The sequence below is a fragment of the Apibacter muscae genome (assembly GCF_007845635.1).
Lineage (GTDB): Bacteria > Bacteroidota > Bacteroidia > Flavobacteriales > Weeksellaceae > Apibacter > Apibacter muscae.
The window spans coordinates 83,636-96,512 of the sequence record NZ_SELG01000038.1; the positions used below are offsets into that span (position 1 = coordinate 83,636).

11 protein-coding genes and 1 tRNA gene are annotated in these 12,877 nt (G+C 28.2%); 8 read left to right on the forward strand and 4 right to left on the reverse strand.

Annotated elements, in window-relative coordinates; all coding sequences use genetic code 11:
- Positions 1 to 42: 42 nt before the first annotated feature.
- From pstC to ETU08_RS09025, 6 genes are read left to right on the forward strand one after another with little or no spacing between them, the layout of a single operon-like run.
- Complete coding sequence (gene pstC / locus ETU08_RS09000) at positions 43 to 909, forward strand: phosphate ABC transporter permease subunit PstC (protein WP_146262696.1); 867 nt, start codon at positions 43 to 45, stop codon at positions 907 to 909.
- Positions 906 to 1,775: a phosphate ABC transporter permease PstA gene (pstA, locus tag ETU08_RS09005; RefSeq protein WP_146262697.1), complete on the forward strand. Its 870-nt coding sequence runs from the start codon at positions 906 to 908 to the stop codon at positions 1,773 to 1,775. Before pstC ends, pstA begins: the two co-directional genes overlap by 4 nt.
- On the forward strand, positions 1,760 to 2,545 hold the full coding sequence (gene pstB, locus ETU08_RS09010; protein ID WP_146262698.1) for a phosphate ABC transporter ATP-binding protein PstB: 786 nt from the start codon (positions 1,760 to 1,762) through the stop codon (positions 2,543 to 2,545). Before pstA ends, pstB begins: the two co-directional genes overlap by 16 nt.
- 16 nt (positions 2,546 to 2,561) lie before the next feature.
- Complete coding sequence (gene phoU, locus ETU08_RS09015; RefSeq protein ID WP_146262699.1) at positions 2,562 to 3,236, forward strand: phosphate signaling complex protein PhoU; 675 nt, start codon at positions 2,562 to 2,564, stop codon at positions 3,234 to 3,236.
- Between the two features lie 7 nt (positions 3,237 to 3,243).
- Positions 3,244 to 3,939 carry a two-component system response regulator PhoB gene (locus ETU08_RS09020; protein WP_146262700.1) on the forward strand — a complete coding sequence of 232 codons (696 nt, stop codon included), beginning with the start codon at positions 3,244 to 3,246 and terminating at the stop codon, positions 3,937 to 3,939.
- A gap of 32 nt (positions 3,940 to 3,971) precedes the next feature.
- Positions 3,972 to 5,711, forward strand: a complete 1,740-nt coding sequence (locus ETU08_RS09025; protein ID WP_146262701.1) for a sensor histidine kinase — start codon at positions 3,972 to 3,974, stop codon at positions 5,709 to 5,711.
- Positions 5,712 to 6,010: 299 nt separating this feature from the next.
- Here the strand turns inward: ETU08_RS09025 and ETU08_RS09030 are convergent, their stop codons facing one another.
- Positions 6,011 to 8,059 (reverse strand): TonB-dependent receptor plug domain-containing protein, encoded by a 2,049-nt coding sequence (locus tag ETU08_RS09030; protein ID WP_146262702.1) that lies wholly within the window; start codon positions 8,057 to 8,059, stop codon positions 6,011 to 6,013.
- A 106-nt stretch (positions 8,060 to 8,165) separates the two neighbouring features.
- On the opposite strand from ETU08_RS09030, the gene ETU08_RS09035 reads away from it, so the two are divergent.
- Positions 8,166 to 8,819 (forward strand): metal-dependent transcriptional regulator, encoded by a 654-nt coding sequence (locus ETU08_RS09035; RefSeq protein ID WP_146262703.1) that lies wholly within the window; start codon positions 8,166 to 8,168, stop codon positions 8,817 to 8,819.
- Between the two features lie 61 nt (positions 8,820 to 8,880).
- On the opposite strand, the gene ETU08_RS09040 is transcribed toward ETU08_RS09035, so the two are convergent.
- On the reverse strand, positions 8,881 to 9,954 hold the full coding sequence (locus ETU08_RS09040; RefSeq protein ID WP_146262704.1) for a tyrosine-protein phosphatase: 1,074 nt from the start codon (positions 9,952 to 9,954) through the stop codon (positions 8,881 to 8,883).
- Between the two features lie 323 nt (positions 9,955 to 10,277).
- On the opposite strand from ETU08_RS09040, the gene ETU08_RS09045 reads away from it, so the two are divergent.
- Positions 10,278 to 10,364, forward strand: a tRNA-Ser gene (locus tag ETU08_RS09045).
- A 102-nt stretch (positions 10,365 to 10,466) separates the two neighbouring features.
- Here the strand turns inward: ETU08_RS09045 and ETU08_RS09050 are convergent.
- Both ETU08_RS09050 and ETU08_RS09055 read right to left on the reverse strand, forming a co-directional pair.
- Positions 10,467 to 11,690: a hypothetical protein gene (locus ETU08_RS09050; protein WP_146262705.1), complete on the reverse strand. Its 1,224-nt coding sequence runs from the start codon at positions 11,688 to 11,690 to the stop codon at positions 10,467 to 10,469.
- A 2-nt stretch (positions 11,691 to 11,692) separates the two neighbouring features.
- A complete protein-coding gene (locus ETU08_RS09055; protein WP_146262706.1) occupies positions 11,693 to 12,673 on the reverse strand; it encodes a nucleoid-associated protein in 981 nt (326 codons plus the stop codon).
- Positions 12,674 to 12,877: the final 204 nt, after the last annotated feature.

The window sequence follows — 12,877 nt, forward strand, 5'->3', positions numbered from 1 at the left end:
TTAAAAAACTTAAAATATTTCTATTTACATATAGATGACTCAATGAAAGATCGATTGTTTAAAGTTTTACTTTATTTATCTTCTATAATTATTTTATTAATAACTACAGGGATTGTATATGCATTAGTGATTCAAAGTTTAAAAGCATTTTCTGAAATAGGAATTTTTAAATTTATATCCTCAGATCAATGGGATCCAAAAAATGAACAATATGGAGCATTGTCTTTCATATCAGGCACATTATTAACGTCCATTTTAGCTCTAGTTTTTTGTGTATTTTTTTCCTTTCCTATTGCGGTATTTAACGGAGAATACTTTAAAGGATCCAAACTTTCTTCCATAGTTAGTTCTATTGTAGATTTATTAGCAGGTATACCCTCCATAGTTTATGGACTATGGGGGTTTTATGTTATATGCCCAGTATTAGTAAGTTTGGGTGTAAATAGTAGTGGATTTGGTATTTTAGCCGCTTCCTTAGTTTTATCGATAATGATAATACCTTATGCCTCTTCTTTAAGTACAGAGTTTATATCCATGGTTCCCAACGATTTAAAAGAAGCTGCTTATAGTTTGGGGGCTACAAGAATTGAAGTGATTACAAAAGTTTCATTGCCCTTTTCTGGTTCAGGAATATTTACTTCTTACATATTGGCTTTAGGGAGAGCTTTAGGAGAAACTATGGCTGTAACAATGCTAATCGGTAATACCAATTTAATTCCAACTTCTATAGGAGATACAGGAAACACTATGGCAAGTATTATAGCCAATCAATTCGGAGAAGCAAGCGGATTAAAATTAAGTTCATTAATAGCCATAGGACTATTATTATTTTTAATAACAGCAATCATCAATTTTATAGCTAAATATAGCATGAGAGTTATTAATCCTGTAAACAAATCCAAATCATGATAACCTCTAACCTTACCTATAGAAAAATAAAAAGTAAAATATTTTTTTACATTATTTGCATAATTTCATTCATTTCAATGATTCCACTTTTTCTTATATTGTGGGAATTGATAAAAAAAGGATATAAACAATTTAATTTTAGTTTATTTACCGAGATTGCTCCAACTTCTATGGATGCGATGTTAGCTAAAATGAGTAATGATTTGATTCCGGGTGGAATATTAAATGGGATTACAGGAAGTTTATTAATTTTAGCTATGGCTATATTAATATCTATACCTGTAGGAATATTTACAGGTATATTTTTAGCAGAAAAGAAAAATAATTTTTATGTACAGTTGATTCGTTCATTAACAGATTTGTTGCAGGGTATCCCTTCAATAGTAATAGGAGTTATTGTATATATTTGGGTAGTTAAACCTATGCATTCTTATTCTGCGTTAGCTGGTAGCGTAGCCTTAGCTATTATGATGTTACCGATGATTATACGTTCTACAGAAGAAAGTGTTAAAATGTTACCAATTACTTTAAAAGAAGCAGCTTTAGCTTTAGGAGGATCTTATACCAATGTTATCTTTAAAGTATTATTGCCTTCCGCATTTGGAGGAATTTTTACAGGTTCATTATTGGCTGTATCTAGAGTTATGGGAGAAACTGCTCCACTGCTGGTAACAGCCTTAGGAGCTTCAACCATTAACTGGAATGTAGCAGAACCAACCAGTGCAATACCTTTACTGATATGGGAATTTTATAACGATCCCAATTTATCAGATTTGGTATGGTCTTCTTCTTTGCTTTTATTATTAGTTATCTTATTTATAAATGTGATAGCAAAATCAATTTCAAAAAAATGGAAAATTCAATAGAAAAAAACATAAAACAACCGATTTTAGAATTTAAAGATTTAAGTATATCATATACTCCAGGTAAAAATGCAGTAGAAAAAGTTAATGCTACCATCAATGAAAATACAATTACTGCGATCATGGGCCCCTCAGGATGTGGAAAAAGTACTTTACTTCGTGCTATAAATCGCATGCATGAGCTTTATCCTAACATTAAAATTTCAGGAGAAATATTATTAAAAAATAATAATATTCTTTCCATTGATCCCATATTGGTAAGAAGAAAGATAGGTATGGTATTTCAGCGTCCCAATCCATTTCCTAATATGAGTATTTTTGAAAATGTTTTGGCAGGGTATGGATTAAATGGAATTAAACTAAAAAAATCTCAAAAAAAAGAAATTGTAGAAGAAAATTTGAGAAACGTAGGTTTGTGGGAGGAAGTCAAAGATTCTGTAAATAAAAAAGGAACCTTTTTATCCGGTGGGCAACAACAAAGATTATGCATTGCTAGAGCCTTAGCTTTAAAACCTGAGGTTTTATTAATGGATGAACCTACTTCAGCACTAGATCCTATTTCAACCAATAGAATTGAAGAATTGATTTTGGATTTAAAGAAGGACTATACGATACTTGTTGTAACCCATAATATGTCACAGGCAGCCCGAATCTCTGATAATTCAATGTTTATGTATTTAGGCGAGTTAGTTGAATATGATTCAACAAGACAAATGTTTACCAAGCCTTCTAATAAACGAACAGAAGATTACTTAACCGGAGTTTTTAGCTAAATACAAATTTACATCCATGTTACCTATAAAAATAAAACAATTAGAAATATTACTAAATGATTTTGAATTAATTTCAAAAACTGTGTTAACTCAACTTCAAATCACTCAGAAACTTCTTACTAACAATTGCATTGATGAATTGTACATGGAATTTAATGAGAATGAAATTATCATTGATCGTTTAGAAATGAAAATTAGGGAGGAAGTAGTTTTTACAATTTTTACTTTCAATCCATTAGCAGCAGATCTTAGAAGGATAATTGCTTACCAAGATAGCACCACCAATTTAGAAAGAATAGGAGATCAGCTATTAAATATAGTTAACTTACTTAGAAAAGTGGATGTTTCCAACTCCTACTTTCAAAAAGAGTGTAAGCAGCTCTTAGCTATGCTAGATTTGGTTAATCAGATGGTAAGGGATACATTAATAGCTTTTAAAACGGAAGATACTGAGCTGGCTTATCAGGTTATTAAAGAAGATAAACAAGTAAATCAGCTTTTTTACAATCTAAATAACAACTTAGAATTAGTTCTTATTGAAAAAAAATTTAATGATAACGATTTAAAAAGCATTTTTCCTTTAGGCTATATCAATCAAAATTTAGAAAGGATAGGAGATGCTGCAACCAATATAGCGGAAGCTGTAGTGTATTTAACAGAAGGGAAAGATATTCGACATAAAATAATCTAAAAGTATTATGACGGACGCAAAGATTCATTTATTAATAGTTGACGATGAAATAGATATTAGAGAGATTCTCCAATTTAATTTGGAAAATGAAGGATATTTAGTAGACTTAGCTGATTCTGCGGAGCAAGCACTGGAAAAAATTCAAAATTCTACTTACCATTTAATTCTTTTAGACGTAATGATGGGAGGAATATCTGGCTATAAAATGGCAGAAAAACTTCGTAAAAATAACAATGATATACCCATTATATTCTTAACAGCTAAAAATACTGAAAATGACGTTTTAACTGGATTTTCCATTGGAGCTGATGACTTTATAACTAAACCTTTTTCTGTAAAAGAAGTTATAGCAAGAGTAAAAAGTATTTTAAAGAGAACCGGTAAAGTTGACGATTCAATAATAAATAAATCATCGATTATAATAGTAAAAAATCTATCAATCGATATAGATAGAAAGGAAGTATGTATTGATGATCAATCAGTGAATTTGACAAAAACAGAGTTTGAAATCTTGTTATTATTACTTAAAAATCAAAACAAATTATTTTCTAGAAACGATATTTTGACTAAGGTTTGGCACGAAGATGAGTATGTTTTAGAGCGTACAGTTGATGTTCATATTGCTAGACTTAGGAAAAAAATTGGCGATTATGGAAAGTTTATTATAAACAAAACCGGTTACGGATATTGCTTCTCTCATTAAAAAAAATTACACATACTCAAACTTTATTAAAAATGAAATTGTCCTACAAACACAAAATATTCTTTACTTTCTTAATAATTTTTGCATTGTACTCCTTTGTATTAGTTTTTTTTCAGCAAAAAGAAGAAAAAAAGTTTAAAACAGAGGCTTTAGAAAATTCCTTAGCCAATTATACACAAATTATACATAACTATGTTCAACAAGAACATTTGCTAAAGAACAATTTAGAAATTTCTAAAGTAAACCATCTTGCAGATTTATTACCTAAAGATATAAGAATAACCTTAATTGCAAGAGATGGAAAAGTTTTGTATGACAATGATGTTCAAAATATTCAAAAATTAGAGAATCATTTAAATAGACCAGAAATTAAACAGACGCTCTATTTAAGAGATAGAGGTATAAATATAAGAAAATCTGTATCCACACAGCATGAATATATGTATTATGCCCAATTGTTTGATAATTATTTTGTACGGGTTGCTTTGCCTTACAATATACAAACCCAGAAATTTTTTAAAACGGATAATGCCTTTATTTACTTAACCATTATAATTTTTATATTAGTACTTATTTTATTAAATGCTGTTGCCAATCGTTTTAACAAATCTATAGTACAACTAAAATTGTTGGTAAGTCAGGTAAAAGAAGGAAAACATTTATCAGCACAAGTAACTTTTCAAGACGATGATTTAGGGGAAGTAGGGGAAGAGCTTCAAGAAATATTTCAACAAAAACTGGAAAGCGAAAAACAATTGAAACAAGAACAAGAGAAGATTATTTTTCACTTTCAACATGTTGAAGAAGGAGTAGGAATTTTTAATTCTGATAATAGTGTAATCTATTATAATTCCCAACTTATTCAATATATAAATTTACTTACAGATCAGCCATCTTTAGAACTTAAAGAAATTTTCAAGCAAGATTTTTTTAGACCCGTAACAGAATTTCTTTCCAAAACAGATGAAAATCTAAACCATACTTCAATTACTATTTATAAAGAAGATAAAGTTTGGTTAATTGAAGCTATAAAATTTAAAGATAATAGTTTTGAAATACAAATTAAAGACATTACAAAAGCGGAAAGAACACGCTTGATTAAACAAGAGATGTCAAACAATATTACTCATGAATTGCGAACTCCGGTAACCAGCATTCGAGCCTATTTAGAAACTTTGAATGAACAAACTTTACCATTAGATAAACAACAATTATTTATAAACAAAGCCTATCAGCAATCCATACGTTTGTCTGATTTAGTTGAAGATATAGGATTAATAAGCAAGTTAGAAGAAGCAAAAGAACAATTTAAAAAGGAGCCGGTTTCAATATATCAATTAATACAGGAAGTAAGAATTAATTTATCGGATCGATTAATAGCTAATAAAATACAATTAAATTTATTAGTTGATAAAGCACTTACTCTACAAGGGAATTATACTCTTTTATTTTCTGTTTTTCAGAATCTTATGGAAAATTCTATCAATTACGGAGGAGAAAACATAGAAATAATTATTGATAACTATAAAGAAGATGAAAGTTACTTATACTTCTCCTATAGTGATACGGGAAAAGGTCTAGATGAAAAATATTTCAATCGGTTGTTTGAACGATTTTATCGAGCACAAGAGGGAAGAACAAGAAATAATGGTGGAACTGGATTAGGTTTGTCCATTGTTAAAAACGCAATACAACTTCATGGAGGAGAAATATTTATTAAGAAAAATATCCCTTCAGGTCTTACATTTCTTTTTACATTAAAGAAAAGTTAGGAATATTTATGGAAATAAGTTTAAAGCTATTGGAGAATCGTCAATGAATTTTTAATTCCCAACTTATAGAATAAGCATGAATAGTACTACTTATTAACTTAAACATAAATTCAAGATTTTATCTAAATGGGTTTAATTCTAAAACTATATCCAAACAGAACAAATTCAGATATAGAACTTAAAATATATAAATGTAAATCATATAGTCATAAATGTAGAATGAAATTTTTTTTAAAGCTCAATAATTAAAAAAATTTAAAAGGATAAAAAATTGAGATTTTAATTCAACTTTTTCCAAATTAAAAAACGGTATACCTAACTCCTAGAAATCCTCTGATTCCTTGCATTGAAGCATAATTGTAAGCCGTATCAAAAGTATAGCCGAAAGGGTTATTTATGGGATCATCTGCAGTCTTATCAAAAGGATCAAAAGGGCGCATCAAAGGATTTTTAGGTTTAATATTTAATAAATTTTTTATTCCTCCATAGATTTCAAACCCATTTGTAAAGCCTTTGGTAATTTGTATATTAGCGATCCATTGCCATGGGGAATATTCTTTTCTATAATCGTTAGGTTGAATAGGTAATCGCATAGGACCTTTCCAATTACCAGTAAGATCAATGGATAGTTTATTTTTAAAACTATAATTCAAAATTAAATTACCAGACCATTTAGGGGAATATAATTGATTCTTTTGTTCAAAATCCCCATTTTCATTTTTTTCTCTCGTATAAACATTCATATAAGTAATTCCTGTGGTAATTTTTAAGGGGAAAGTAAAGGTCCAATCAGTATCAAGAGAAATGCCATTGGAGATCGCATGTCCGTCTAAGTTGTTATAGATAATTTTTTTAGGATCCGTATCTAAATCTGCAACAATTTTGTTGGTAAAATAAGAGTAGAATCCAGTAATATCTAAATTTAAATTAAAGTGGTTGGTAGTTAAATTTGTGGTATAATTTATATTAGAATTGTAAGATTTTTCAGGCTTTAGAGTGTTTTTAATGATTACATCCCTGGCCCCTGTAAGTGCGGCGTGGTCTTCTGTAAATATATTAACAACTCTAAAACCATTTCCTAGACTCATACGAAAAGTGTTTTTAGAGTCTAGTTTATATTTATAAGCGATTCTAGGTGAATTTATTGAACCGTGAATATTATCATTGTCGTAACGGTAACCAATTAACAAGTTATTTTTATCATTAAAATTCCAATTATCTTCCACAAAGAAACCAGGTAAATATCTATGAGATGGCTTATTTTTTAATCCATCCGAAGAAGCTGTAGCTGGGGTATTGTCATCGTAATAGGTATATCTAAAAGTAGCACCTAACATCAAATTGTGAGAATGAATATTCTTATTCCAATAAGTTTGAGCAAATAGAATTTGTTGTGTAGCCATGAAAGGTTTATTTCCATACCAGGAATTTTGATTGTGCCAATTATAGGAAAATTGAGTATAAACCTTTTCTTTAATTGGTAGTTGATAAGTACCTAAAACTTCTAACCTTTTTGTATAAATACTTTCACCATAAACTTCATCACCTCCTCTGTATTTTTTATTCCAATTCATTTGACCACCCCATCGATCTTCATTGATCCAGCGTAAAGCAAAGTCTGCCCATCTATTTTCATTTCTTCTAAAAGACCACTTATTAAAGACTGAAATTCTATTTTGCAGGGTTAGATCTGTAAATCCATCGTGATTTTTGTCTATGGGGTTATCATAATAAAAATAATTTAACCCTAATAAACTGGAAACTTTTTTACCAGCTTTAATTTTTAAGGTTAGATCTGTATTTATTTCTCCCCAGCTAGATCCAGATAGATCTGTACTTAATAAAGGAGCTTTTTTAGGATTTTTAGTTATAATATTTATAACACCTCCCATGGCTTCAGCACCATATTGAGCAGATGCCGGTCCTTTGATAATTTCTACGCGATCAATCATGCTAGTAGGAATACCATTTAATCCGTAAACGGTTGATAAACCGCTAACAATAGGCGTACCATCAATTAAGATTAATGTGTATGGTCCATCCATACCATTAATATGAATATCTCCCGTGTTACAAACATTACAATTGACTTGAGATTGTATTCCGTTAATCATTCCCATACCATCAAAAAAATTAGTGGCACCACTTTTTTTAAATAATTCTGAGGACACTATTGTAGTAGGTATAGGGCTTTCAGATTTTTTAATATCCTTTTTCTTACTTGTTATTATAACCTTATCTAATTCATCAACTTCATTTTTTAAATAGTTTAATGAATCGGTATAAGTTTGAGAATGAATTAATTGTGTTAAAAATAAAAAATTTACCAGTGATAAATAAAATTTCATCGATTTTAAAATTAGAAATACAAAAATACAGAATTAGATTAAACTAAGAATAAGTTTAGGTTAATTGTTTTTATTTTTGGTATTATTAATTATTATATTTGCTTATATGTATTCATCCATAGAAGAAAATTATTTAAAGGCACTCTATCTTTTAGCTGATGAGAAAGAAGAAGTTTCTTCTTTAGCTTTAAGTCAAGCTTTAGATATAAAAATGCCAACAGTGAATAGCATGATGAAAAAGTTTGCGGATAAAGAACTTATTTATTATAAAAATTATAAACCATTTAAATTAACTAAGAAAGGAAAGAAGGAGGCAGCCTTAATACTTAGAAAACATAGGCTAACTGAAATGTTTTTAGTTGAAAAAATGGGCTTTGGATGGGAGGATGTTCATGAAATTGCTGAGCAAATAGAGCATATTCATTCAGAAAAATTTTTTAATAAAATGGATGAAATCCTTGGTAATCCTAAGTTTGATCCTCATGGTTCACCAATTCCAGATCTAGATGGCAATATGCAATGGGTAAATTTTAAAAAACTAAGTGAAAGCAAAGAAGGACAGGTTGTTGTACTATCCGCAATTATTAATGGTTCTAAAGAGTTTTTGGAATATTTAAATTCAAAAAAACTAAGTCTAAATTTAGAACTTGAAATTGAATCAGTTGATAATTTTGATGGTAATATGAAGATTAGAATTTTAAAAACGAATGAAACGGTTATATTAAGTCGTATGGTAACGGATAAATTACTTATTCAATAATACATATATAAATTAAATAGGGGTTAAATAATAACCCCTACCTGTCATTAAGCTTATAAATTTAATAGAGGTATAAACTTCTCAAAAGATTTATGTCTACATCTAATTGATTTCTTAAATAATTTTCAACACTTCCGTATTCCGTTTCAATGGTAGAAAATGCTGTTTCAATATATTCTTTTTGTACTGATGATACATAATAAAAGTTTTCTGCTAAAGGTGTATCTCCATATAAATTCTTCATACTTTCCATGGTAACTTCCATAAATTTATTACTTGAAAGATAATCGTTAATTATAGTTTCTCGATCTACCCCTAAAGCAGATAAGAATAAAGCGCTTGCAAAGCCTGTACGATCCTTACCAGCGGTACAATTGAACATAAGAGGTGTATTTTTAGGATCCATTAGCAAAGCAAAGAACTTTTTATATTCAGGTTGAAAATCCTTTAAAAAAGCTCTATTCCCATTAATCATGAATTCCTTAGCTTGTTCAGGTGTTCCTGTAGTTAGAATTTGAGTTATATATTCTGTAGACATATTTCCAAAACCTATAGGTATTTCAATTCTGTTTTTAACAGAAGGTATATAAGAGTTTTTCGTTTTATCTTTTTCTTCTTGAGTTCTAAAATCTACCGTGGTAACTAAAGGAATTGAATTTAAATATATAATATCTCTTTGGGAAAGACCATTATAAGCTCCAGATCTAAAAACCGTACCCCATTTAACAAATTTTCCATCCTGAGTAGGAAATCCACCTAAGTCTCTTACGTTCTTAACAGTGTTTAGTGGTAATTGTCTTAAACCAATGATATTTTTTTCATGTCCATTCCATTCAAAGGTGAACAAATTAAACAAATCATTATCAATATAGTATTTACCAGCCTTATTGTGACTCAATAAAAGATTATTTGTACCGACATCTGGATACTTAGATAGCTTCCAATTTCCATCTTTTTTTACTTCAAGAATATTCTTTTGTGTAGCTTTATCATAATTCAATGAAACTAAGGAATTAATACTTTTGAAGGAACTGGAAGAAGGCAATTTTTCTGCAGCTTGGTCATCATTGCTACAAGAAGTTATAGCAGTAAGGCTTAAACATAGTAGGCCAATTTTAAATAAAATAGCTTTCATAAATTATGGGTTCTTTAATTAATTTTCGAAGCCAAAGATATATGTATAGATATAATTTCTGGTTTAGATTTGGTTAAGTATTGATTTCATTTCTAATAAATTAGGTAAACAAAGATTGGGTTTTATTCTATAAGAATAGTTTTTTTTACTAAAATTTAAATTTGGGATAATTACTTAATATTTAATTAAAAATATAAATGCATAATGATAATTTTAATTATTTTAACTTTAGTTGATGATTTAATAATATCTATTTACAATTAGATTATTAAAAAAAACTAATTTATAAGTAAAATTTTTTATACATTTGCATACCAAAATTTAGAGAGGTGCTCGAGTGGTTGAAGAGGCTACCCTGGAAAGGTAGTATACGGGTAACTGTATCGAGGGTTCGAATCCCTTCCTCTCTGCAGAATAAAAACCTAATATGTTTATAATTAATATGTTAGGTTTTTTTGTTTTCAATAGTTGCTCGACATTTGCTCAACTACTGAATCTTTAAATATTTTTGACTATGCGCAGTTTATTACTGATTTTAGCCAAAAATATAAATCACATAATTTAGTACTTAAAATATTTTTGTATATAAATGCTAGGACTACAATAGTTACAACAAGAACTACAATAGTTAGAATTTTTACGAGTAATAATTTATTTTTCTGCTTTTTAATTGACTTTGATTCTAGGTCTTTTAAATCATTTAAAATTTCTTTCAATTCATCTCTTCCCTCAATCTTATCTTTAAATTTAGATATATCTTTTTCTATTGCTGATATGGATTCATCAATATTTTTAAAAAAAACAAACCACATTAAGATGAAAAATAATACACCTAAAAACAAAAGAGCTATATTCTTCTCAATGCTTTTTCCTGTAAAATCAAAATTATTCAATAGTAAAATATACCCTATTGGAATCCCAAATATATAACCTGATACTTTACTAATAGTTTCATATATTCTATCAGTTAATTTTTGAAAATATTCTACTGAAGACGTTTTAATTTTATCAAATGAAAATCCTGATAGGTATAATCTAAAACTTCTCTCATAATTATTGACTATAGAATCCCAATTTTCAAGGAGGTTTTTATAAAGATTTCCATTTTTATTTAATTCCGAAATTAATTCATTTACAAATAGTTGCTTTCTCTCATTGGAATCAATATTATTTAATAGCTGTGTTCTTAAATCTAAAATTCTATTTGCCTTTAAACTTTGTAAATCTTTCTCATTATAATTAATATTTAATGAGACTCCATTTTCTGATTTATAAAAAAATAATTCAAGTCTATTTCCTTGTTCTTTCTTGTAGTCTGCAATTTTGTCAAGTAATGAGATAATTTCTAAATTAGATTTATAGTGGTTTATAATCGTAGGAATAGGGACTGTCTTTCCGTCTCTATAATTTAATTTTTCAATATAAAAATTGATATTACTGCATTTTATCTTATTTCCTGATAAAAAATCATTAAAATTCTCGTAATAATTAGGAATATCTCCTGTTTTTATTGTTAAACAAATATTCTGTGATATAAAATTATTGATATCTTCTTTATAAATTGTGCCACCACTTTCTGGAGAAAATATATCATCAATATATTCCCAAACATTTGTGATAACATTAATATCCTCAGACTTTAAGTCTGGAATATCACCTTTGATCCCAAACTCAACATTTTCTAAATTTATTAGTCTTTGCTTGAGTAAAATAATGTTATCAATTACATCATTCATTTTTAAATATTAAATGCGGAATCTAATTGCTCGGCTGGAACATTCTTAATTAGAATGTCATTTCCAACTCTTTCTATTTTTCCATTTTTTATTAATTCTTTTTCAAAGCCAAAAGTATATCCTTTTTCTTTAACTACACTCTTTTTAAAAATATTAAAGTCGTCCCTTTTAGATAAACTAAAATTACCACTTAGTTCGATATTCTGACTTGATAGAAAATCACTAAATAAACTAGGCTGCTCTGGATTTATAATTGATGCAATTGAAGAAAGAGTAATATCTTCTTTATTTTTGTATTGGCTTTCAAAATAATTAGATATATTTTCCTTAATCAAATCTTTTTTACCTCCAGTAACATTATTCTTCCTTAAATACATATTTATGGCATTATCAAGCAATTTAACATTGTATTTTGCTGAGGTAATATCTGTGGAGCCTATAAATTTTTGAAAATAATTTGAAACGTTTCTTGTCCCTTTTATAAAAGATAGATATAAAGAATCTCCACGATTCCATTTACTTATATTAATTCTATTTGCTCTTGCTACTTTTTCAATATCAAGTGTCTTTAATTTTTCTATTCCTAAATTAGTGTCATCTACTGCAAATTGTGTAGATTTATCTAACATAGCAGTAATAATGAAATCTTCATGCCTTTCTTCATAATGCACAAAAACAATATAGCCTCCTGTAGCTTTAGGAACTTGTATTTCTTTCTTAAGAATATTCATAGATTCAGTAGAAAAAGTTACAAAATCAAGATTCTGTATATATTGCTTTACTTTTGTTTGAAAAGGATAATTTGTAATGTCTTCCTCAAAAGTTCCAAAGGTTGGATTTTTAGAACTATAATTTTTAATTAGTTTTTTTACAAACTCTATAACAGTTTCATCCACTAATAAGTTATGGTCAGAATAATTCAGAGTAGGTAATTCGTCTCCTTCACGAGTGATTTGATGTAAAATAATATTCTTTAAGTCCATATTGATTTTTTTATATAAAAAGACATGTTTTGATGTTAATATTACAAATATATCACATAATTTTATGTCTATAAATATAAATTACACTTTATTTTCTTCCAAAATCCTTTTTACCTTTTGCACAGTACCCAAACTCACATTACATAACTTAGCTGTGTTTCTGAGAGATTGTCCTTGTTTTAAGTATTTCACTACATTTTTATA